We start from the raw sequence: 21,798 nt of genomic DNA, 5'->3' as shown, positions 1-21,798 counted from the left end.
TGAGGATTACTTATGCGTAAAATTATTTAATGACTATTTTGGTCTGTTGCGCTGATATTTGCTCAGACCCACCTGGGCTGTGATGTTCTGGTGCTGTCTTATTCTTTCAGCAATGAGTCTGAAAAAGCCCCGGAACTGGTCTTTTGTCTTATCAGATAGAAATTCGGCCTCTTTGAGGGATATCTTCTCACAGATGTACCTTGCAATTTCCTCAACATCGAACTCTTCCCACCCATCATCTTTGTGTTCGTACCAAATATCGTTGAGAGCATCGACTATGCCTTTTTTACCTCTTGCCAGGATCTCCTCCTTTGTCAGGTTTCTAAAGCCCTCCTTTCTGAGCTTTATCTCATAGGTCTGGTTTACTGCATGGAGGTAGTCATCTGGCACTATGAGATCCTCGATTGACTCTATTGGCTTTCCTCCTTGCTCAAGATACAATATTTGCATGTCTGTGAACTCTTTTGCCTTCAGTTGTTCTGCAATCTTTTTTGATTCTGCGGTGTTGTCTAGCACTACGAAGACGTTATGTCCATGATTTCTGTAAAATATCGCAAGCGGCAGCACAGAATTTTTGCTATATGAAGCTACTACATTAAGTGGGTTCATGGAAATATTTGGATCCTCAAGGAACTTGTCAAATGCGTTAAGGTACATTGCATCTGACATGGTTTCCACTATGATGACGGGCCTTGAGTTGGTTCCTATCTCTCTGTCTACTATTGACTCTACAAGGCCTCTTGACAGGCCATACAGGATAGGAATGAGTGTGGCATCGTCAGCATCCCAATAATCATAATGGATTCGTGAGAGATGTTTTCTTTTGTCAAGCTCAACTACCAGCAGATTTCCTGGCGTATAATCAAATATCATAAACGGTGAGTGCGTTGCGTAAAGTACCTGGTTTGAACCTGCCAAGTTCTTTAACAGGTCGGATATGCCCATCTGTTGGGCGGGGTGCAGGTTCCTTGCCGGCTCATCAAGCAACAAAATTGCCTCTTTTAGTTCTGCCTTTTGCGTTTCGGCGGCAAAATTGACAATGAACGAGAAAGTCCATTTGAATCCTTCTGCGCGTCTACTCAACAGTCCGGTGTTGGTGACAGTTCCATCCTTGTGAACGTCCGATATGACCACACTCATAACATTGCCTGGATTGTATCTCAGATCGACATGGATTGGGTCGCCTTTCCATGCAGGGTTGAGCCTGTCAGTGAGCCTCCTGCTAGCAGTGTTTAGCAGTTTGATAAGCTTGGGCGGGCTGTTCTTGTATTCTTCAAGCTTGTCTGTGTCAAGCTCTGCAAGATAAAAGAGGTTTCTGACTGTCTCTGCCTTGTCGAACTCTTCGGCATAGTCAAGACCTTCTGGCCTTTTTATCTCCTTGATGTATTCGTCTAAATTGATATTGCCATAGATCTTTTTGTAATCGGAAAAATACACAAATCTGGGATGCAGATGCTCCAAAAGGAAATTCTCAAGTGCTGTTTTTTCGGTAGTACCAACAAGCAACTCATCATAAGTTTTTTCAGCGTTCTGGTAGAACTGCGACCATCCTGATACAATGTACGGCTCGTCTGCTGCAAGCATATTGAGTGCGTTGTTAAAGACCGTCATCTCTTGCAGAAACTCGTCCCTATTCTTTGGGGGCGGGCCTTCAAAGAACTTGGTGTCCAGCTGTATTCGTATGTGGTTCGGAATGGTGGATACAAAGTCCAAAATCTTTTCAGTATAGTTTTCCCAAGAGTTGAGTGCCTTGTTTTTCTCATCGCTCAGCTTGACATCTCCAAATTCGTACTGTACTCTTGGAACCTTATTGGTTCTGAATATCTTAAGGTGCGTTATCTCTGGTAGGTGTGGAAACCTCTCCTTTATCAGCTTGGTCTCGGATGCAGATAGGGCAAACTCTCCCTCAACGAGGGTCATTTCGGATTTTAGCTCCTCTGTCATCTCATCACACAGGTCAAGCTCAGATACACGCTCCTCCTTGTTTAACAAAGTTAGGGCCTGCAATATGGTGGTCTTGCCAGATTCGTTCCTCCCAACGAATGCGGCTAGGTCCCCAACTCTGATTTCTCCGGAATCATGTATGCACCTGTATGCTCTGACTCGAAATTTTCGTAATCGCATCTAGCGCCTATTTGGGTGGCAACGATTTAACTTATTCGACACAGTCTTACGTGCAAGTTTTCTAAATGGATATAAAGGTAAAAGGATGCAAAAACTTGATGGCAATCAAAGGAGTGGCAGTAGCGTCTTTCATAATTCCAATCGTATTCTCGTTTGTATATGGCGGATTTGTTCTCTCACTTGCTCTAAGCGATGCTGGAAGCTCAGACATCTTCAGCTCAAAACCTAGCTCATCATTGCAGTTTGTAGGAGTTGATACTGAGTATTCTATTTCTGGCAGAATAACTGCCCAAGTATCAGTAAGTGATCCTACATTTGATTGCGGCGACCTATACATTACACTCTTTACAGTTTCTGGCTCCCAAAAGAATGCCGTAACACAAGGTGCATTCTTTGATCAGTGTTATGGGGATGAGGGCACACTACCTATAGGTGAGCAATTCTCTGAAACACTTGGTGCAGCTGGGACTTACCAAATAGAAGCGCAGCTATTTGACAAGGAAGGAGACAAGTTCCTTACAGCCACTCAAAAATTCACAGTACGCTAGATTTTCAATGCGATATTATATATTGAAACATATCCGGATATCAACTGTAATACCAAGTGGATAAAATGGCAAGAAAAGCTGCGGATTCTAAAGATTTGAAAAAGGATAAGAAAAAAGACGAGAAAAAAGCAAAATCAGCAAAAGAAAAAACGCCAGCCAAGGAAGAAAAGAAATCTGCCAGAGAGGAGAAGAAAAAGAAGGAAACAAAAGAAGAGAAAAAACCCAAAGACAAGAAAAAAGAAAAGCTGGCAGAAGAGTCAGAAAAGACCCTTGAAGAGGAGATGGAAGAGCAGCTTACAGATGAGGAGATTGAAAACTTTCAGATCGACAAAGTCGATATGGATAAACTCACAAACAAAGTCTGCTTGTTTTTGTCAAATTATGATGACGGTATAATTCAGTCAGAATTGTGGAAAAAATTCAAGCTAACCAGCCGGGACGGCTCAAGACTTGCACTAAAGCTTGAGAGAATGGGAATAATCACACGTGAAAAGATTCTAGAAAACAAAAGATGGACGTACGTGCTCAAAATAAAAAAGACACCGGTCTCCACAGAATCAATTGAAAACGCTCCCTGCCTTGTATGTCCAGTGGAACAAAAGTGTAGCATTGACGGAGAGGTCAGCCCAAGAACATGTCAGTGGATAGAAGAGTGGACTATTGCTGAGCTCAGCAAGCCAAAGAAAAAGAAAGAACAATGAAGCTGCTTGATGCAAAACGTGATCATTATAGAAAACTGGCCAAGGAGCATGGCTACAGAAGCAGGGCAACTTACAAACTATTACAACTTAACAACTCTTACAGAATAATCGGTCCGGGATTCTACGTGGTGGATTTGGGGTGTGCACCGGGGGGTTGGACTCAGATTGCAGTCAAGCTAGCTGGAAACCATGGCAAAGTGGTGGGTGTTGATACTGTTTATATGGATGAGATTGATGGCGCTCATTTCATCAAGGGAAGTGTGGAAGACGAACTTGTGGCAGATGAAATATTGGAGTATCTTGGGGCGCGCGCAAATGCGGTAATATGCGACATATCTCCTCACATTACTGGCCATTGGTCTATGGATCATGCAAAACAAATTTCACTGAACTATTCATGCTCGAAAATAATGGACAAAATTTTGGCTCCGAAGGGAAACGCACTATTCAAAGTATTTGACGGCGAATATTCAGTTGAATTTCGAGACTATCTGAAAAAAAAGTTTGCCAAAGTACATCTTAGAAAACCTAATGCTAGCAGAAAGCCAAGTAGCGAGATGTATTTTGTCTGTCTTGGTTACCGCCCGTAACGCTAAAACATTTCTTTGATCTTTCCTATCGGCGCACTAGTCCTAAACCCGGTCGGATTAAACGAGGTTGGAGTTGCATCAAATCCATCTTTCTGCAGTCGTTCAATTATCTTCAAGAGTGAAATAGGGGACGAATGACGCATCTCGGCAATTTCATCGAGTGTGTAATAGCATGGACCCATGTCTGCCTCAAGAATGCATTTTCTTATTGTCTTCTCACATGTCTTATCTATCTGGAATTTTGGAATCTCATCTAGCATGTTGAGAAGAAATTCTTTATCAAAAAGGCGGTCTATCCATAGTGGCCCTGCATGTTCTGTCTTTGAGCTGCACTGATTACATGATGCAACTTGTTCGTGTGATGCGCCTCTCTGGCCGCACGTTCTGCAATGCCAAATGTACCCTATCCTGTTCTGCGTGTCAGGTTTGTTTAGGACACGTACGTATATTCGGTAATAGTGCATGTTGTTTTCTACAAAAACTGGCGTGATCTCAACGTCAAGCCTTGCAGCTATCACGTTGATGAGGCCGACAACAAGTCTTGCGGCAATCTCGTCACTGTATGACGTTTTGATTGGAACTCCGTGGTATTTTTTCTTGCATGCATCCTTGAATATGCCGTGCAAAACTTGAAGATCCGTGGCGGTCACTGAGAACAATCCTTTATGCACTGTGGCCCGTATTCCGCAGTCCACGTGCCTTGCAGGGGAACCGAAAGGATCTACATCCACTATGGCACCGCGGTGGCCTTTCTTTGAAAAAGTGCTCAAGAACCTGCATACCTCGTTCTCGGAAACCTCAAAATTAGTCAACCCATTAAGTTCTGCTGACTTTTTTGCAAGCTCAAGAGCGCTGGGGTTCAGATCGTTTATGATCACTCGAACATCACTGATCTCGTTTGCCACGCGCAGGCCTCGCGCCCCAACGCCTGCTAGCGAGTCAAGGAACAGTCTTGGCCCGTCAAATTTTTTCAAGAACGCAGAATACGCTATTATGGAAAAATCCCTGCTCAACTTTGCTTTGGGATTGAAGAAAGCAACATTTTGCGGTGGGACCTTGTCGGTAATTGACTGTTTGAGCGCAAGTATCTTTGTGGTTCCCTCTGTTATTGTGGTGATCTGGTCCAGTTGCAATTAAGATCGTCAGCTTTTACACCGCTAATGGTTTAATACGTTAATCTATCTGAGAAACAGCCGTGATTGTCTGCGGAGTGGATGAGGCAGGAAGGGGTTCTATGGTCGGACCGCTGGTGGTTGCAGGCATTGCAATTGAGCGCTCAAAAATAAAGACACTTGAACAATTAGGAGTTAGGGACTCTAAAAAACTAACACCAGCATCAAGACGAAGGCTGTACAGACAGATTCTAAATTTGGCAGACGATTATGCCGTGTTTCGTATATCACCAAAGATAATTGATATGCACGTGGCAAGACATCAGCTAAATCATCTGGAGGCATTGTATATGGCCAGGATAATAAAAAAACTAGGGCCGCATACCTCATACGTTGATTCCTGCGATGTGAATGCCTCAAGGTTCGGCAAGGAGCTTGAAAAGCTGAGTAATATCTCTAACATAAAGGCATATCATCACGCAGATGCCAAGTTTCTCGTGGTCTCGGCAGCCTCAATAATTGCCAAAGTAACAAGAGATAGGGCAATTGAAAAACTTGCCAAATCATATTCTATTGGAAGCGGATATCCGTCAGACTCGAGAACTATAACTTGTGTGAGGAACTGTTTTGCAAAGACCGGCAAGATGCCTGATTTTGTTAGGAAAAGTTGGGCCCCTGCGCAAAAGATTGCAAACTATCAGGCAGCGTGAAACTTGGCAACTACCATGGCATGATCCTTATCGTACGGCTCAAGCCCGATTGCCTGAATTACTGTAAAGTCTGACTCAAGCTTTCGTATCTCGCTTTCTATTATTTTACTTGGTGATTGTGTGACATCGATGCTGCGTGCCTTGATTGTCATGAACATGTATCCGCCGTCCTTTAGAAATTTTTTGCAGTTTGCTATGGCGATCTCAGTCTGGTCTGGCTGTGCAATATCAGAGTACACAACATCGACCTTTCCATAAATTGAAAAATATTGCTCAGGATGGCGAGCATCTTGCAGAATAGGAATGATGTTCTTTCTGTATGATGCAACTCTGTCCAAAAAGTCACGCGCAACTCTACTTGCATGCTCTACTGCAAAGATCATCCCGTTATGATCTACGATATCTGAGATGTGGCTTACAGTGGTACCGGTAGATGCTCCAAGGTAAAGCACCGTGGTCCCCTTCTTTATAGGAAAGACATCCAAGCCGATTGTCAGAGCTGCGGCAAGTTTACTCCTGAACGGATCCCAGATTCTGTATTCTACCTTGCCTTTCTTGTATAACTTCTCGCCGTACACTTGATTTCCTTCAACATAGTTGATGGTGGCCAGTCTTTTCTGTCCGTCTACTGAGAGCCAGAAAATCGGACTATCTTCTTTTTCCAAACTTTTTTCGCTTTTTTACGTCAGCTCTGAACTCTCTACGGGTACTGCCACCCCTTGTACCGTCTCTCCGCCTATCACCAAATCTGCCCTCTCTTTGTCCCTCTCTGAATCGGTCCTGTCTGCGCCTTTCACCGAATCTTTCGCGACGTTCCTCGCGTCTTTGAGGTGGTGCTCTCTGGGTTGGTTCCTTGTATTTTTCACCAATCTCGTTGACTCGAACGTTTAGTTTCTCAAGAAGTGTATGGTTCAGTCCACCACCGTAGACATCTACCCTTGATGCGATTGCCGCCTTTGATGCAATGGCCCTTGCCATCTTGCCCCTCTGCCATCTTGGTGCGGCGTGGACTATGGGATGCTGGAACAGAATTCCGTGCTTTGGAGGCTCGGTTCCTGTTTTTAATGCTCTGAATAATGCCTTTTCGGCCCCAAGAATCTGAATCGTGCTGGCCGGCATGGTTGCAAGCTTTTTGAGACTTCCTGCCTTTGAGAGAATTCGTGCTCCTACTGCAGCTCCCAAGATTGCTGAAAGGTTTGGCGCAACGCTTTTCATCTCAGATTCAATGTGACTTTCCATTGCGCGCCTTATCTCGGCCATCTCTAGAATCTGTTTTGCAATTGATTGCACTATCACTAGGTTTTCTTTTGATATGTCTCCTCCCTTGCTTTTGTCCTGAATCACCGAGAGCATTTCTACCTTAGAGTCAGGAAACCCAGCGTCCTCATACACTGTCTTTGAGAGGTCTTGGCGTTTTCCTGCCATTACTATCTGCGCATAGCCGTTGATGCTATCAATTATGTTATCTAGTTCCGGAAAGTGAAGGCCGTACCATTCGCGCAATCTTGATGAGAGGCCGTTTATCATAACGTCGATTTCATCAAGCGCTTTTATTGCTTGAATGATGTGCAGGTCTGGACTTTGCGATATTTCAGTTACCCTTGCAGACGATAGTTGAAGCGCAAAATCCCTGAGCTTTGTCATTGCGTCCTGCTGGTTTTTTGCAAATTCTGCATCTATGAGGATCTGCGGCTTGGTTGCCTGGATCTGTTCTATCTGCTTTTGCTCCATCATCTGCACATCTAGCGATTCTTTCTTGAGTGCCTTTAGCAGGGCCTCATCGTTTACCATAAGAGGAGACTGAGCCTTGGAAAGAAACTCGATGATATCTCTGAGATTGTATTGAGCATTCTTTACTGCAACAAAATCGGAGGCCGGCTGTGAAAACGGAAATGATCTAACGTGCTTGCCGTCCTGTGATATGGCAATTCCAAGCTCCGTTAGAATTACAAAATACATAAAATAATGACTGATCCCCTTACTAAAAAAGCTACTACGTCGACTAAACATTATATGACTACGCAATCAACTCAAGCAAGTGAATCCGGACCTTTCAGTAACAATTGGGCCCATGACGCTTGAAAGGCCGGCCATGCTCGCATCGGGAATTCTTGGGATATCCCTTGAGGTATTCGGCCGTCTATACAAGAACGGCGCTGGCGCCGTAGTCTCAAAATCGCTAAGCAGGGAGCCATGGGAAGGATATCCTAACCCGACAATCGTGGGAATAAAGGGAGGCTACCTTAACGCAGTCGGACTCTCAAACCCAGGCGCCCCGTACTTTGCAAAGATGATATCGCAGAACAAAGAAGTCCCGATAATTGTCAGCCTCGTAGGATCAATTGAGGATGACTTTGAATTTATGATAAAACAGTTTGAGAATGTCAAAGTGATAGGATACGAACTAAATCTTTCATGTCCGCACGTGGAGAAAGTAGGCCTCGAAGTTGGCGACGATCCAAACCTTGTTACAAAAATAGTCAAACGCGCTAAATCTGTGACAAAAGTTCCAGTGATAGCAAAGGTGGGCCTTGGAACTACAAATTATCTTGACACCGTGGGGGCTGCACTGGAAGGTGGGGCTGATGCAATAACTGCAATCAACACGATACGGGCTATGGGAATTGACGTTGAAACGCAAAGACCTATTCTGAGCCACAAAATTGGCGGACTGTCAGGTACTGCAATACGGCCTGTCGCAGTAAGGTGCGTATATGAGATTGCCTCAAAATACGGCGTCCCGGTGATCGGATGCGGCGGTGTGTCAAACTGGGAAGATGCAGTTGAATTCATACTGGCAGGTGCGTCCGCTGTGCAGGTGGGAAGCGCAATAGGTGATGGATGGATTGATGTGTTCTCGCAGATTAACGATGGGGTTTCAAACTATATGAAAAGAAAAGGATACACAAAGATATCGGAGATGGTTGGACTTGCAAGAAATTACTAAGAGACCGCAGATCAGAACAATTGAGAAGATAATAGATGAAACGCCTACAGTACGTACACTGATAATATCAGACGAGGTACTTGCCAATGTCTTGCCAGGGCAGTTCGCAATGGTGTGGATACCTGGAGTAAATGAGCTTCCAATGAGTGTCATGATTGCAGAGGAAAAAGGCAAGGCGGCGTTTACGGTGAGAAAACGCGGAGAGTCTTCTACTGCGCTGTATAACATGAAGGTAGGGCAGCAGATTGGGGTGAGGGGGCCGTATGGCAACTCTTTTGATATCCGGGATGGCAGAATACTGCTGGTAGGTGGAGGCACAGGACTTGTACCGCTGATGCGGCTTGCCAAGTATGCCAGGCCCACTAACGAGGTTACCATTCTGATGGGCTCAAAGACAAAAGAGGAGGTCTTTTTTGAAGATGTCTCAAAGAGAATAATGGAAAACGGCAAATACCGAGTGATAGTAGCTACAGAGGATGGCTCTTATGGCCAAAAGGGGTTTGTCACTGATATAATGGAAAAACTTGTTCAGAGCGAAAAGTTCGATGCCGTGTACACATGCGGGCCAGAAGTGATGATGTACAAGGTAGTTCAACTCGCAAACTCAAAGCGCATCTTTGTGCAGGCAAGCCTTGAGCGCATGATGAAATGCGGTATTGGCATATGTGGAAGCTGCTGCATGGATGATGTACTTGTATGTCATGACGGGACAGTTTTTGACGGAGCGTTCCTAAGCAAGAGCAAGGAGTTTGGCCACACACACAGAAGCAAGTCTGGCATCTTGGAAAATTATTGATCCCTGCAGTGAGGTACGTAAAAATTCCAAAATACCCCATTCCATAGGCTGATTTGTACCTAAACGTTTAAAACAAATAAAGAAAGACACGCGTACTAGGAGAAATGGCGCATCCAAAGATTGTACTTACCGCAGACCGTACCTTGATGTCAAATTATCGTGGAATATCGCTTGCAACATTCTTTGGCTGCGCACCTGCACTTGATCCTCATCGAGATCACAATAGCTTTTGGTACAAAATACTCAAAAACCAAGTGACGCCAAAAATTCTCTTTGATTTTATCTGCAATCCGATTCCGCACACAAATGGTGTTGCAAATTACGCCCCTTACGGGTTGCGTAAAGTAGAAGCAGGACTGCTGCGTGACGGATTCAAACGTGAGGACGTGGTAGTGGCGCATCCGGATCACATAGACAAATTCATCGGCCCGGAAACACAGGTCGTTGGCACATACGAGATGGATCCGCTCGGGATGGGACCGGTAACAATGACGTTCACTTATGGTAGAAAACAGATCTCGTATGATGAGTACTATAACGCTTATCTTCACAAAAAAATCATAGAGGCCAAAAAGAAGAATGGCAGCAAGGCAAAGGTGATTGCCGGAGCGTCAGGTACATGGCAGTACAACTACGACCCAGAGAAAATCGAAGAGTATGATCTTTATGCCGTCTTGGAAGGTGAGCTTGGTGGAATAGCACCTGAAATCGACGGTCATGCGGGCAGATTTTTCAACTATCTAATTGACGGCGAATTTGAGAACATGAATCCGTTCAGGAAGAGAAGCGACTTTAAGGTTGATATCAAAGAATTTGAGAGAAACGGAAGAAAACTACATGGAAGGTTTGTGAACTTTTGGGACAGGCCGGAAATTGATGAGATTCCAGATATTGTGGAACCGTCGATGCACGGAATGATAGAGGTGATGCGTGGATGCGGACGTGGATGCAAGTTTTGTGATGTGACATTACGCGCGCTAAGATACTATCCTCCAGAAAAGGTAAAGAAGGAAATCGAGGTCAACATAAAAAAAGGCGGACTAAAGAACGCCTGGATTCACAGTGACGATATCTTTGTTTACGGTATGGACCCACGAACTAGCAAACAGATGGAGCCAAACCGTGAGGCACTGGAAGAACTATTCACGGCGGTAATGGAGGCAGGAGTACAACACACAAACCCGACACACGGAACGCTGGCAGGAGCAATTGCAGACGAGAAGTTGATACCTAACATTTCAAAAATAATAAAGTCAGGACCGTCAAACCTGATTGGCATTCAGTGCGGATTTGAGACGGGAAGTCTGAGGCTGATTGGCAAGTATGCTGACAGAAAGCTTGCCCCGTTCATGCCTGAGGAATGGCACTGGGTGGTAAAAGAAGGAGTAAAGACACTCAATGAGCACTACTGGGTTCCAGCATTTACACTGATAATGGGTCTTGATAATGATGAAACGCCGGAGGATTCTTGGGAAACGATACAGCTTATCAGCGAGCTTGAAAGGGAGCAGCCTGACTGCATGTTCACCACAACCCCGCTCACATTCGTTCCTATAGGGTTGCTTGAGAAATCAGAGTTCTTTAACATAGGAAATGAGATGAATCCTGCCCAGCTTGGCGTCATGTACAAGACTTGGCAGCACAACTTCAAGTATGGAATTCAAAAATTCATGACAAAAACTGGAAGCCATGGTTCGGCACAAAAACAGTTCTTTAACATGCTAGCTCGCTCGCTAGGGGGCGTTCCACTTGGTGCAATGGAGCGCTTTGCAAGAAGAAAGGGAAGAGAACACGAAAAGGTAATTGAGACCATCAAGGCAAAATACTGGTAACGCAAATACATAAATCAGATTCGCTTTCATTCTAACTTATGGCAACTCACGGATCCATTACAAAGGCAGGAAAGGTCAAAGGCCAGACGCCAAAAGTAGAAGGCCGCAAGCGAGTGGGCACTATATCTATTCTAAGAAACAAGAACAACTTTAGGAAAAGATTTGCCTTGCACAGAACTCCTGGCCAGAACAAGCCTGGACAGCGAAAGCGACGATAGGCGATTTTTCATATTTTTAGTCACAATTAGAAGTAATGCTAATTTACTTGGCAATACAGACAAGATCACACGGAATTGGCAAGTTTTAGGTGAGGTTATCAGGGTCTGGGACGTGCGAATCCCCGGGCTTTTGATTCCTTACCGTATGAACTTTTTATATGATTGAAGCGTAATTAGTGGGTTGGGTCTTTTCAATCGCAACAAGAATATCTGTGAGGATTGCAAAGAAAGACTGGAAACTTTTGAGGATCTGATATCTCACGCAAGGCGCGTTCATCACAGAACCATTCTCAAATGTACGGGCTGTGGAAAACAGTTCATACACGAAAAGGACAGGTTGCACCATGCGCGCCAGGAACATGAGAACAAGGTCAAGAGCAGGTACCGATAGAGATAAAAAATATCAGCTCACTCACAGAACAAGGCTATGACATTAGCCGTGGCGCAAGCCAGAACCGCATCGCGCATGCTGATAATGTCTACACAAAGGTAAGTAGACTATGAAAGGAATAGAGATACTATTATTGGCAGCGGGCGGAGTTATCGGCACACTGGTACGATATAGAATAACCGAATCTCAGCTTGTACTTGGGGCATTCTATGCTAACGTACTGGTCGTAAACGTAGTTGGGAGTTTTATTCTGGGAGTGTTTGTGGTACTCTCGCAACAGTGGAACCTTGATACCAAGTACGCACTTTTTGTGGCAGTCGGTTTTTGCGGCTCACTGACCACAATGTCAGCTTTTGCACTTCAATCAACTACTATGATAGATAACAAACAGTTTGGATTACTGGCAGCAAACATACTTGCAAACGTAGGCCTCTCAATAGGAGCAATATTTGCTGGCAGAACACTAGCTGAGTTGGTATTGCGATAATCCTAAGAAAACATGCGAAACTGTTTTATCTTATTGGAATGGGATTACCTCATACTTTGTCGGTATCTTTGATATCACGACTTGGGATCAGACGATCCCAAGTTATTGTTCATTTTTTATATTCTGGCTTGATAAATGGCAGATCGGTTTTTAATTAAGTAGGTATGAACATCATACATAATGGCACTAAAAAAGTGCAAGAATTGCGGCAAGGAATTTGAGGGAAATACGAGGCAGTTCTGCTCATGGCAGTGTAGTGAAGCCTATGGACATGATTTAAAAAGTAGGCTTGATAGCGCGATAAAAAATGACAAAGGCCACACCGATAGATTAAGTGTGGATTAAGCTCAACTCAGCAGTGTATCAACCAGATCCATTTTATCAAAACCCATACCACATTATAGCATGTCCTTCCGTTGTGATGCATGCAATCTTCAATTCTTTTCTGCCAGCGGATTAACTGCTCACAATGAAAGGGCACACAAGACGATAAAAAAGGACAGCCAAGTGTTAGATTCGTTTAGCTAGCCACACAAACAGAGAACACGATGAAGCGCGTCCATGCAAAGCAGTCGATCTAGGTAAAATCTTTAAGGCTTTTGGGTTTTATGTGATCGTGGTGTGCTTGATTAGGTTTTCCTCTTTGACCAACATGTTTAATAAGGTAAGGTACGGTACCATACGGTATGGATGATATACGACTAGACAGCCTCGATGGCGTAGGACCTGTAACTACAAAAAAACTAACTGATGCAGGGATACACAGTATAATGGATTTGGTTGTCCGTGGCCCAGTGGACGTTGCCGAAGTAACTGGCATGGACAAGGAAACCGCAGAAAAGATTGTCACCAAAGCAAGACATCTTTTGATGGAACAGGGTCTGATAACAAAAGACTTTGTTACTGCCACTGAGATTTACAAAAGAAGGCAGGATATTGGCAAAATCACAACAGGAACAGAATGCCTTGATCACCTGCTTGATGGCGGGCTAGAGACACAAGCACTCACGGAAGTTTATGGAGAATTTGGATCTGGAAAGACCCAGTTTTGCCTGACAATGTGTGTGATGTGCCAAAAACCAAAAGAAGAAGGTGGCCTTGGTGGGGGAGTTCTCTACATAGACAGTGAGAACACTTTTCGACCTGAAAGAATAGTTTCGATTGCAAAGGCAAAAGGAATGGAGCCGGAAAAAGTTCTTGACAATATAATAGTTGCAAGAGCATACAACTCGGCACACCAGACACTGATTCTTGAAGAGGCAGGACCTATAATAGAGCAACATAATATCAAGCTGATAATAGCTGATTCTGCAGTTGGATTGTTCCGCTCAGAGTATCTGGGACGTGGAACTTTGTCTGAGAGGCAGCAAAGGCTCAATAGGTTCATGCATCTGCTTGTCAGAACCGCCGAAACGTACAACTGCGCAGCAATTGCAACAAACCAGGTAATGGCTTCTCCAGACGTATTCTTTGGCGATCCGACAAAGCCAATTGGTGGAAATGTAGTTGCACACACAAGTACCTACAGGATATACTTCAAAAAGTCGGGCAAAAAGAGAATTGCCAGAATGGTTGACAGTCCTCATCACCCGGAGGAAGAGGTCATATTTACTGTCACAGAAGGCGGAATTGCAGACCCTGAGGACGAAACAAAGAAAAAGAAAAAATCCGAAGAAGAATAACTACACTACCGCGATTTTTTGCGGGATCTTAATTTTTTAGATCCTATCGAGAATCTTTTTCTTTTTTGACTGGAACTCTGACTCAGTAATGACACCTGCCTTGCGTAGCTCTGCAAGCTTGGCAAGTGTCTCGAGGTTTTCCTTCTCGGAAGCGGCAAGCTTTCTTGCAGCTGATAATCCCTTTGTCAGCTCCTGCTCGCCGCGTGACTTTATCTTGACAGCTTCAGTCTTTGCATGCTTGCGCAGCTCGCGACTTCTTTTTTCCGCCTCGCTTGCAGCTATTTTGCCGTATTCTACTGCATCATCTAAAATCTCATCAGCTCTCTTGATTCCCTGATTTACCGCCTCGTCTATTGCCTTATCAGCCCTTTTCAAAAACCTCTCAATGTAACCTGGTTTTTTCTGCTTTGCCATGTGCTGTAGTATGATTTTTGTGTATTATCTTTTTTGATCACTTTCGGTTAAACTTAATAGACATGCAGCCACAACAAAAAGGAATTTGTCTGAATACAAAAAAAGCATCATAGTTTTACGAAAAAAACTCGATGAACTTGAGGCAAAAAAATACTTGAGGACAAAAAGACAGGTCCGTTCAAAACACTTCTAACAAAGCCTAACAAGGCAGATGTCAGTATTAGCTCGTTTGCACTCAACTATGAAGCAATGGTGATGATTGAAGGAAACTACTCGGCCAACTATTATCGCAAGGCAACACACTCGATCAAAGTAGACTATAATGTATCGGAAGTCGTTCTTGGTGATGGAATATTTCCAATACGGGAAAAATCTGTATGGAGGAAGATACTTGGAACAAAGAAGGGAAAGAACACAGTGGATCTGGAGCTTGAAGAGCACGTATTCGTAGATGATGACTATACCAGATTCTTCAACCATCTTGGCGATGAGGTAGATTTTGGATTCAATTATGATTCGAAAATAATTGAAAACTATCCGGATAGGATATTGCAAGAAAAAGAGCATACGGTAAAAAGACCCAGGCTGACAGAGCAGGAAGTTATAAAAAAATTCGAGTCATGCATAAAAAGACCAAAGGAAAAGAAGATCAGAGATCTTGACGAGAAAGTCACGATACGGAAGGTGACTGAAATCTATGTGCCGATATTTGAGGCAAGGTTGGTGGGGCCCAAAAGCAAGGTGGATCTTTTGCGAATTGATGCCTCTAGAAACAAACTGCTTTGAATTTGTAGCCTGAGGCTCAACAAGTATCAAAAGTAATATAATGAGGAGGAGGAGCCCTTGATTTTATGACTACTAAGAAGCCGTCTGGCCACTCGCATGGGTTTAGACACAAATCAAGGGCAGCTCTTACAAAAGAGGCTCCACGAGGAGTGGCATTTCTGATGAGAGAGTATCATGTAGGAGACCAGGCTCTGGTAATCATAGATCCAAGACAGCACAAGTCGCTGCCACACAGGAGATACCATGGAAAGGTAGGCACAATAACTGAAGTAGGCAGAAGGGCAGTTACTATGGATGTTAAGCTGGGTAACAAGACGAAAACCTTAATCACTAGATTGGACCATATCAAACCGTTCGGTGTAAAGTAAATGGAACAAGTAAAGAAAAGCCAGCCAATATCGTTGGCAGAAGTTAAGGAAATCTTGGAAAAGGAAGATGCTGAAAAAATGGACCAGATTCAGCGTTGGACGTATGATTATGTTACCAAATTTGCCAAAGTTGACTCTAAATCTGCAAAAAAGATAAAACAAGAGCTCAAAAAAGAGTGTGGCCTCACCGAGGAGGAAGCAGTAGAAATTGTGAATATAATGCCTACCTCGCTTGCTGAACTACGCGCATTCACATTCGGATGGAAAAAGCTCATCCTAGCTGAGACGCTAGAAAAAATACTGCAAATCATCAAGGGGAACTCTTAATCGTAACAAGTGGTTTTTTTGGAACGAAGTGCAAGCCCGCCACGCAAGTATGAGGAATACGCATATGTCCTAGACTATGTCACGCGCGGCAAGTCAACTACGGTGCGTGGACGCGAGGGAATTATAATCACTGCAATAGGGGAGGACAGACTCACATTATTAGAAGTTCTAGGAATGCCTAACACTACATTTGATATCGGCGAGAGAATCTACATTGGAAAGGAGGGAAGGACAAAGATAATGTCCGTTCTTGGGAAGCTAGAGTTCTCAAAAATCTCTGCAGCCGCACAATCGGAGCTAAGAAACGTGGTAAACCAGATAGTTGCAAACAACGAGAAGCGATTTGTTGATTACATCAATCACGCTCAGCCTCTGACACCACGAATCCACGCACTTGATCTCATCCCCGGAATCGGCAAGACATACATGAAGGCAATACTTGATGAGCGCGAAAAACAACCATTTGTAGACTTTAACGACCTGCAGAACAGGGTGGGCCTCAAGGAACCAATGAAGCAGATTGCAGACAGGATCATGGATGAGATTACTGGCGAAGTGAAGGTAACTCTCTTTGTCAAAAAGTAAACGGCAAAGACTAGGGCAGCACTTTTTAAAATCTCAAAGCATCGCAAGGGATATGGTCGATGCGGCAAATATAACAAAAAAGGATATCGTCTTTGAGATAGGAACGGGCAGGGGAATACTAACACCGCTTTTATGTCAGAATGCAAAGCACGTAATCTCAGCTGAGGCAGACAGGGACCTATACTCTGAGGCGCTTGTGAGTTTTGCCGACATAGAAAATCTTGACCTTGTGCGTGCAAACGGCTTTGAGATTGCGCCTAAATTCTCCGTGTTTGTCTCCAGCCTGCCATACTCAAAAAGCAGGCAGGCAATAGAGTATCTGGCGCAGGCAAGCTTCTCTCGTGCGGTAATAATGGTGCAAAAAGAGTTTGCCGACAAGCTAGGCTATGAAGGCAAGGCTATACGTGCAATATCGGTGATTGCAAATCATGCGTTTGAGATTGAAAAGATTATGGACGTTGGAAGACACAACTTTGAGCCGCCTCCAAAGGTAGACTCGGTAGTACTGCGTCTGAGGAAAAAGGCAGTCTTGTCAGAAAAGCTTGTACGTACAGTCAATCTACTTTTTTCATACAGGCGCAAGACGATTTCCAACATTGCAAAAAAATTCGGAAAGAGCATACAATCAGAGAAGCGACTGGAAGAGCTTGGGAGTGACGAGGTGATAAGACTTGCAAAACAGCTCATCTAGTGAAGAAACGTATATCCCTGCAGAGGATACAATGTTTTTTGCAGGATATCTGGAAAAGGAATCTGGATCATCGGCACTTGAAATAGGTACTGGCTCTGGGTATTTGGCAGAAATACTTGAGCATAATTTTGATCTAGTGGTAAGAACTGATCTTGACTTTAACTCGCTTGTGGGACAAAGGGATACCAACTGCGTATGTTGTGACGGGGCAAGCGCATTGCGCAAAAAATTTGATCTCATAGTCTGCAACTTTCCATATCTTCCATCAGAGCAAATACTTGACATAACAACTGATGGTGGGCCTGAAGGCACACAGGTTCCATTACACATAATAGAGACTACTATATCATGTCTGAAAACTGAGGGCAAGATGCTACTTTTGACGTCATCGCTTGCAAATTATGGAAAACTAGTCCGGGAAATGGAATCAAAAAATCTATCAGTTAGGATAATTGCAAAAAAGAGAATGTTTTTTGAAGAGCTAGTGCTTGTTGAAGCCAGATTTAGTTGAGGGGGGCCCTGCAACACGGACATCTCCAGTATTTTGAGACAAGATGCAGCTTGCAATAGTTACACCACTTTCTGAACGTGGTGTTCTTCAGATGCCTTGGCGACTCGGCACTAAAATACCTGCAAATGCTACTGCAGTCCCTTCCGAGCCTTACTGCCATTTCTTTTTCACCCTTGATTTTGTGCGTAGCTTAATGTTGCAGCACGGGCAGCGTATTGTGTCTGCCACAAGGAACGTGGTGCACACCGAACACCACTTTTGGCCCACTCCGTATTTGAAGTGCGTTGTTACCGCCCTTGCCTTGTATCTCTCACAAATGTCGTTGCAGATTTGTGCCATTATTTCACCTTAAAAAATTGGGGAGTTATTTCTCCAGCATGGATCTGAGCATCCATGCGGTCTTTTCGTGCTTTTCTAAAAGTCCTGTGAGAAAGTCTGCCGTTCCAGCGTCGTTGTGTTTTACGCAAGAATCAACATCTGCGCGTAGCGTGCGGATGACTGTCTCGTGGTCCACTAGCAGGTTTGCTATCATGGTCGATGCATCAGGATACACGCCTGGGTGTTCCTCAAGCCTTGAGGTCTTGGCAAATTCTGCAAGTGTAGCAGGAGTCATTGCTCCAAGTGAGCGGATTCTCTCTGCGATCTCATCGATATCGCCATCTAGCGCCTCGTACTGGTCTGAGAACAGCTTGTGGTATTCACTGAATTGAGGCCCCACAACGTTCCAGTGGTAGTTTCTGGTCTTGGTGTAAAGCACGTATTCGTCTGCGAGAACCTTGCTGAGGATCTTGTTTACCTCTGCTCTGTCTCCGTCAGATATTCCGATGTTTATTTTACTCATGGTCTTATTAGGAACTATTCCTATTTAATTGTTGTTATTAATTAGGAATTATTCTTAATAAGAATTAAATATTAATAAGAATAATATCCATCTGTAACATGAAGCAACAGATCGAGGATCTAGTAGCTACCCTAAGAAAGGACGGATTCAGGGTTACGCCGCAGAGAATAGCGATCGTAGATTATGTCATGAATACGGAAGAACACCCAAGCGCGGAGCACATACACAAGGTGGTACAGAAAAAATACCCGATGGTGAGTCTTTCCACCGTATACAAGACGCTTGACTTGCTCAGAGAGAAAAGACTTGTCAACGAAATCGAGGTCAACGGAGAGCTTCGATTTGATCCGAATACTGGAGAACACGTAAACCTTGTATGCCTCAACTGTGGTATGATAGTTGACGGCATCGAGGATGAGCTCATCGAGATTCAGAACAAGATAGCAAAGAAAGCAAAGTACATGATAATACGGGGAAGCTTGGATCTGTTCGGATACTGCGCTAACTGCAGATCAAAGTTTGAAAGCTAGGCTACTTTCTTAGTCTTTCTTTTGCAGCGCCAATTATGGCATCTGTCATCTGGGTGGTGGTTGCGTTGCCGCCGATATCAAATGTAACTGCCTTGCCCTCGTTTATGACCTGCTCTGTTGCGGAGAACACGGCTTGTTTGATGTGTGGCTCACCAAGGTATTCTGCCATCCAAGCGCCAGAGAGTATTGCTGCTGTCGGGTTTACTTTGTTTTGACCCTTAAAGGACGGGGCGCTACCGTGCGCTGCCTCAAACATTGCATATCTATCGCCCATGTTTGAAGAGTATACTAGTCCGATTGAGCCTATTATGCCTGAGGCTAATTCTGATACTATATCCATGAACAGATTGGTGCTTGCAAGAACGGAGCCGTTGAACTGGGATGGGTTTACTACAAGTTGTTGCATCATGTTATCTATGTATAGTTCCTGAACCTCAAGTCCGGGGACTGTTTTTGCAGCCAAGTTTATCTCGTCTAGGAATATACCGTCAGTTACCTTGAGTATGTTGCGTTTTGTTATTGCGACAAATTTTTTCATGTTGTATTTTCTTGCCCATTCTACTGCCGAATTTGCAAACCTGCGGCAGCCCTGTCTTGTTATCTTTCTTATTGCTATGGCTGCATCATCTGTGAGCTGGACTTCTATTCCGGTGTAGAGGCCTTCTGTTGCCTCCCTAAAGCAGACAAAGTCAAGGTCATAGTTTGGGGTGATACGCTTGTACGTCTTGATGGGTCTTATGTTAGAGTATAATTCAAATTTTTGGCGCAATGTCACTGCAACACTTCTTGGTGCACCAGGCTTTGGGATTGTAGTTGTCGGTCCCTTAAAACAGGCATCAGTAGTCTCTAATAGTTTCATGGTGGACTCGGGAATGTAGGTGGGATCCTTTTCACCGTTTTTCTGCCACTGCTCAGAGCCTGCATCGGCCAAAATCAGCTCGGACTGTGTATTGCACTCTTTTAGCACCCTGATCATAGAATCAACCACCTCCGGCCCTATGCCGTCTCCTTTGATGATGGTTGCTTTTTTGACCAATTTACTATGCAGAGTCGAATCTGCTAATTTAACTCTAAGTTTGAATTTGTGGCAAAAGCTAATTTACCATAATCTGTGTCATTGAGTCATGATAATAGTCCAATTATCTGACATACATGTTGGCTCGCAGTTCCAAGAGTCTGTATTTGAAAAGGTAATACAAGAGGTCAACGAACTAAAGCCGGACGCAGTCATTGTTACCGGGGATCTTACAAACGAGGGGCTTGCAAAAGAGTATGAAAAGGCAAAAAAACTACTTGCAAGAATTAACACGGGCAAGATAATTGCAATATCTGGCAATCATGACTATAGGAACACTGGGTACTTGTTGTTCAAAAAGCATTTTCCATTTGAGACTGTAAATGAGCTTGGAGGTGATGTCGTAGTTGTGACAATAGGGACTGCAAGGCCTGACAGGGATGAAGGTGAAGTGGGATACAGGCAGAATCTGTGGCTTGAGAGGACGATGAAAAAATACGAAAACAAGATAAAGATTCTTGCAATGCATCATCATCTGATAGGAATTCCAGACACTGGCTCTGCCCGGGTCGAAGTAATTGATGCAGGGGACGTTCTGAGAACTATACTTTCAACCAAGGTCAATCTTGTATTGTGCGGCCACAAGCACAGGCCATGGATATGGAATCTAAAGGAATTATCTATTGTGAATGCGGGCACTGCCGCCTCTGAGAGGATGAGAGGTCTTTTTGAGAACACCTACAATATCATTACAATAAAGAACAAAAAGATTCACGTGGACCTGAAGATTGTTGGAGGCAAGAGGATGCGCCTTGAGAGTATTGTTGAGAATTACACTAGGACCGAGGAGTGATTTATTTACAGAGTAACTGTTAGCAGACTTGAGCGGGGGTCGCCTAGCCTGGTAGGGCGTGGGATTGCTAATCCCATGTCCGCAAGGACCCGTGGGTTCAAATCCCATCCCCCGCGCCTTTTTGTTGGGGGTAAAGACAGAGACTGTTTATTTGACCTTTTTAGACTGGTCGGAGACAAATTTTAGAAAATTTGAAAAGACAGAGCGCTTCCGTTTGACCTTTTTTGTATAATCATGTAATGGAAACAAGTTTCGTCTTATGCACGTATTGTCTTGTTGCAAACCTGTCCGCAGTTATCGCATGTCCAACTAATCATCTTCTTAGAATCCATTCCATAATCTTCCTGCTTTCCTAACATCTCGAATTTGGATTCTTTTAACAATTCTCCACAATTCTCGCATCTCATTGCGCACTTTAATCATCGTTCATTGAATTTAGGTCTTTGCAAGTCTGGTTTTGCTGATAAAATTCAATGTGTGATCTGTTTTCTCATATGTGTCTTTTCGTGCTCAATTACCTTGAAAAAAGTGTCAATCCAGCCAACCCATCGAAAATTACAGTCTTTACAGTTATAGATCATTCTTAACTCTTATCATCTTCTGACTTTGCGGTCTCAGTGACTGTCTTTTGTCTCTGTCTTAATTTCGAAAATAGATTTTTTAACATGCCTAAATATAGCGTTACTCACATATAAGGCAAGTAAGGTTGGCAAAAAACTTAGGCATAGCTGAGTAGTTA

The 21,798-nt window shown here is 43.9% G+C and carries 29 protein-coding genes, 1 tRNA gene and 1 riboswitch; of the genes, 20 read left to right on the top strand and 10 right to left on the bottom strand.

The window, feature by feature from the left end:
- Positions 1-33 precede the first annotated feature (33 nt).
- Positions 34-2,124 (bottom strand): AAA family ATPase, encoded by a 2,091-nt coding sequence (locus NITUZ_RS06395; protein WP_048196488.1) that lies wholly within the window; start codon positions 2,122-2,124, stop codon positions 34-36.
- Between the two features lie 98 nt (positions 2,125-2,222).
- Here NITUZ_RS06395 and NITUZ_RS06390 point away from each other — a divergent pair, with 98 nt between their 5' ends.
- The 3 genes from NITUZ_RS06390 (at position 2,223) to NITUZ_RS06380 (ending at position 3,963) form a co-directional block, all read left to right on the top strand.
- Positions 2,223-2,672 carry a hypothetical protein gene (locus NITUZ_RS06390; protein ID WP_155991434.1) on the top strand — a complete coding sequence of 150 codons (450 nt, stop codon included), beginning with the start codon at positions 2,223-2,225 and terminating at the stop codon, positions 2,670-2,672.
- A 65-nt stretch (positions 2,673-2,737) separates the two neighbouring features.
- Entirely contained in the window at positions 2,738-3,373 is a 636-nt protein-coding gene (locus tag NITUZ_RS10290) for a transcriptional regulator (protein WP_244443832.1), read from the top strand.
- On the top strand, positions 3,370-3,963 hold the full coding sequence (locus tag NITUZ_RS06380) for an RlmE family RNA methyltransferase (RefSeq protein ID WP_048196486.1): 594 nt from the start codon (positions 3,370-3,372) through the stop codon (positions 3,961-3,963). The genes NITUZ_RS10290 and NITUZ_RS06380 overlap by 4 nt, the downstream gene beginning before the upstream one ends.
- 2 nt (positions 3,964-3,965) lie before the next feature.
- Here NITUZ_RS06380 and NITUZ_RS06375 read toward each other — a convergent pair whose 3' ends face one another.
- The gene (locus NITUZ_RS06375) at positions 3,966-5,096 is read right to left on the bottom strand and encodes a tRNA (guanine-N1)-methyltransferase (protein ID WP_048196485.1); all 1,131 of its coding nucleotides are present in this window, start codon (positions 5,094-5,096) and stop codon (positions 3,966-3,968) included.
- A 62-nt stretch (positions 5,097-5,158) separates the two neighbouring features.
- On the opposite strand from NITUZ_RS06375, the gene rnhB reads away from it, so the two are divergent.
- Positions 5,159-5,785 carry a ribonuclease HII gene (gene rnhB, locus NITUZ_RS06370; RefSeq protein ID WP_048196484.1) on the top strand — a complete coding sequence of 209 codons (627 nt, stop codon included), beginning with the start codon at positions 5,159-5,161 and terminating at the stop codon, positions 5,783-5,785.
- Here rnhB and NITUZ_RS06365 read toward each other — a convergent pair.
- Positions 5,773-6,450 carry a fibrillarin-like rRNA/tRNA 2'-O-methyltransferase gene (locus tag NITUZ_RS06365; RefSeq protein ID WP_048196483.1) on the bottom strand — a complete coding sequence of 226 codons (678 nt, stop codon included), beginning with the start codon at positions 6,448-6,450 and terminating at the stop codon, positions 5,773-5,775. The genes rnhB and NITUZ_RS06365 overlap by 13 nt on opposite strands.
- Positions 6,434-7,744, bottom strand: coding sequence for an NOP5/NOP56 family protein (locus NITUZ_RS06360; RefSeq protein WP_048196482.1), 1,311 nt, complete (start codon positions 7,742-7,744; stop codon positions 6,434-6,436). The genes NITUZ_RS06365 and NITUZ_RS06360 overlap by 17 nt, the downstream gene beginning before the upstream one ends.
- A gap of 79 nt (positions 7,745-7,823) precedes the next feature.
- Here NITUZ_RS06360 and NITUZ_RS06355 point away from each other — a divergent pair, with 79 nt between their 5' ends.
- From NITUZ_RS06355 to radA, 7 genes are all read left to right on the top strand, one after another.
- The gene (locus NITUZ_RS06355) at positions 7,824-8,732 is read left to right on the top strand and encodes a dihydroorotate dehydrogenase (RefSeq protein ID WP_048196481.1); all 909 of its coding nucleotides are present in this window, start codon (positions 7,824-7,826) and stop codon (positions 8,730-8,732) included.
- On the top strand, positions 8,716-9,528 hold the full coding sequence (locus NITUZ_RS06350; RefSeq protein ID WP_048196480.1) for a dihydroorotate dehydrogenase electron transfer subunit: 813 nt from the start codon (positions 8,716-8,718) through the stop codon (positions 9,526-9,528). Before NITUZ_RS06355 ends, NITUZ_RS06350 begins: the two co-directional genes overlap by 17 nt.
- Before the next feature lie 104 nt (positions 9,529-9,632).
- Positions 9,633-11,360, top strand: a complete 1,728-nt coding sequence (locus tag NITUZ_RS06345; protein ID WP_048196479.1) for a B12-binding domain-containing radical SAM protein — start codon at positions 9,633-9,635, stop codon at positions 11,358-11,360.
- Between the two features lie 38 nt (positions 11,361-11,398).
- The gene (locus NITUZ_RS06340; RefSeq protein WP_048196478.1) at positions 11,399-11,578 is read left to right on the top strand and encodes a 30S ribosomal protein S30e; all 180 of its coding nucleotides are present in this window, start codon (positions 11,399-11,401) and stop codon (positions 11,576-11,578) included.
- Between the two features lie 181 nt (positions 11,579-11,759).
- Complete coding sequence (locus tag NITUZ_RS09700) at positions 11,760-11,969, top strand: C2H2-type zinc finger protein (protein ID WP_052370114.1); 210 nt, start codon at positions 11,760-11,762, stop codon at positions 11,967-11,969.
- Positions 11,970-11,992: 23 nt separating this feature from the next.
- Positions 11,993-12,067, top strand: a riboswitch (Fluoride riboswitch).
- Positions 12,068-12,078: 11 nt separating this feature from the next.
- Positions 12,079-12,456 (top strand): fluoride efflux transporter FluC, encoded by a 378-nt coding sequence (locus NITUZ_RS06330; RefSeq protein WP_048196477.1) that lies wholly within the window; start codon positions 12,079-12,081, stop codon positions 12,454-12,456.
- A gap of 686 nt (positions 12,457-13,142) precedes the next feature.
- Positions 13,143-14,138, top strand: coding sequence for a DNA repair and recombination protein RadA (gene radA, locus NITUZ_RS06325; protein ID WP_048196476.1), 996 nt, complete (start codon positions 13,143-13,145; stop codon positions 14,136-14,138).
- Between the two features lie 36 nt (positions 14,139-14,174).
- Here radA and NITUZ_RS06320 read toward each other — a convergent pair whose 3' ends face one another.
- Positions 14,175-14,552, bottom strand: a complete 378-nt coding sequence (locus tag NITUZ_RS06320; RefSeq protein WP_048196475.1) for an SHOCT domain-containing protein — start codon at positions 14,550-14,552, stop codon at positions 14,175-14,177.
- A 255-nt stretch (positions 14,553-14,807) separates the two neighbouring features.
- Here NITUZ_RS06320 and NITUZ_RS06315 point away from each other — a divergent pair, with 255 nt between their 5' ends.
- The 6 genes from NITUZ_RS06315 to NITUZ_RS06290 all read left to right on the top strand — a co-directional run bounded on the left by NITUZ_RS06315 (position 14,808) and on the right by NITUZ_RS06290 (position 17,820).
- Positions 14,808-15,338 carry a hypothetical protein gene (locus NITUZ_RS06315; protein WP_244443831.1) on the top strand — a complete coding sequence of 177 codons (531 nt, stop codon included), beginning with the start codon at positions 14,808-14,810 and terminating at the stop codon, positions 15,336-15,338.
- Between the two features lie 65 nt (positions 15,339-15,403).
- Positions 15,404-15,706, top strand: a complete 303-nt coding sequence (locus tag NITUZ_RS06310; protein WP_048196474.1) for a 50S ribosomal protein L21 — start codon at positions 15,404-15,406, stop codon at positions 15,704-15,706.
- Positions 15,707-16,033, top strand: coding sequence for an RNA polymerase Rpb4 (locus NITUZ_RS06305; RefSeq protein WP_048196473.1), 327 nt, complete (start codon positions 15,707-15,709; stop codon positions 16,031-16,033).
- Positions 16,034-16,051: 18 nt separating this feature from the next.
- Positions 16,052-16,618: a DUF655 domain-containing protein gene (locus NITUZ_RS06300; protein ID WP_048196472.1), complete on the top strand. Its 567-nt coding sequence runs from the start codon at positions 16,052-16,054 to the stop codon at positions 16,616-16,618.
- Positions 16,605-17,309 carry a ribosomal RNA small subunit methyltransferase A gene (locus NITUZ_RS06295; protein ID WP_081844893.1) on the top strand — a complete coding sequence of 235 codons (705 nt, stop codon included), beginning with the start codon at positions 16,605-16,607 and terminating at the stop codon, positions 17,307-17,309. Before NITUZ_RS06300 ends, NITUZ_RS06295 begins: the two co-directional genes overlap by 14 nt.
- On the top strand, positions 17,290-17,820 hold the full coding sequence (locus tag NITUZ_RS06290; protein WP_048196470.1) for a HemK2/MTQ2 family protein methyltransferase: 531 nt from the start codon (positions 17,290-17,292) through the stop codon (positions 17,818-17,820). Before NITUZ_RS06295 ends, NITUZ_RS06290 begins: the two co-directional genes overlap by 20 nt.
- Here the strand turns inward: NITUZ_RS06290 and NITUZ_RS10005 are convergent.
- Genes NITUZ_RS10005 through NITUZ_RS06280 form a run of 3 tightly spaced genes read right to left on the bottom strand, consistent with a single transcriptional unit; the run spans position 17,813 to position 18,661 of the window.
- Positions 17,813-17,980 (bottom strand): hypothetical protein, encoded by a 168-nt coding sequence (locus tag NITUZ_RS10005; RefSeq protein ID WP_155991431.1) that lies wholly within the window; start codon positions 17,978-17,980, stop codon positions 17,813-17,815. The genes NITUZ_RS06290 and NITUZ_RS10005 overlap by 8 nt on opposite strands.
- Entirely contained in the window at positions 17,971-18,159 is a 189-nt protein-coding gene (locus NITUZ_RS06285) for a hypothetical protein (RefSeq protein ID WP_048196469.1), read from the bottom strand. The genes NITUZ_RS10005 and NITUZ_RS06285 overlap by 10 nt, the downstream gene beginning before the upstream one ends.
- Before the next feature lie 25 nt (positions 18,160-18,184).
- Entirely contained in the window at positions 18,185-18,661 is a 477-nt protein-coding gene (locus tag NITUZ_RS06280; protein ID WP_048196468.1) for a Dps family protein, read from the bottom strand.
- A 98-nt stretch (positions 18,662-18,759) separates the two neighbouring features.
- Here NITUZ_RS06280 and NITUZ_RS06275 point away from each other — a divergent pair, with 98 nt between their 5' ends.
- Entirely contained in the window at positions 18,760-19,191 is a 432-nt protein-coding gene (locus NITUZ_RS06275) for a Fur family transcriptional regulator (protein ID WP_048196467.1), read from the top strand.
- A 1-nt stretch (position 19,192) separates the two neighbouring features.
- Here the strand turns inward: NITUZ_RS06275 and NITUZ_RS06270 are convergent, their stop codons facing one another.
- Positions 19,193-20,227, bottom strand: a complete 1,035-nt coding sequence (locus tag NITUZ_RS06270; protein ID WP_048196466.1) for an isocitrate/isopropylmalate dehydrogenase family protein — start codon at positions 20,225-20,227, stop codon at positions 19,193-19,195.
- Positions 20,228-20,315: 88 nt separating this feature from the next.
- On the opposite strand from NITUZ_RS06270, the gene NITUZ_RS06265 reads away from it, so the two are divergent.
- Both NITUZ_RS06265 and NITUZ_RS06260 read left to right on the top strand, forming a co-directional pair.
- Complete coding sequence (locus NITUZ_RS06265; RefSeq protein ID WP_048196465.1) at positions 20,316-21,059, top strand: metallophosphoesterase family protein; 744 nt, start codon at positions 20,316-20,318, stop codon at positions 21,057-21,059.
- Between the two features lie 32 nt (positions 21,060-21,091).
- Positions 21,092-21,175: transfer RNA gene (locus NITUZ_RS06260), tRNA-Ser, on the top strand.
- 141 nt (positions 21,176-21,316) lie between these two features.
- Here the strand turns inward: NITUZ_RS06260 and NITUZ_RS10000 are convergent.
- Positions 21,317-21,466 carry a hypothetical protein gene (locus NITUZ_RS10000; RefSeq protein WP_155991428.1) on the bottom strand — a complete coding sequence of 50 codons (150 nt, stop codon included), beginning with the start codon at positions 21,464-21,466 and terminating at the stop codon, positions 21,317-21,319.
- Positions 21,467-21,798: the final 332 nt, after the last annotated feature.

The organism is Candidatus Nitrosotenuis uzonensis (genome assembly GCF_000723185.1).
GTDB lineage: Archaea > Thermoproteota > Nitrososphaeria > Nitrososphaerales > Nitrosopumilaceae > Nitrosotenuis > Nitrosotenuis uzonensis.
The sequence above is the reverse complement of the archived record's forward strand: the minus strand, read 5'-3'. Positions and strand labels throughout refer to the sequence as shown.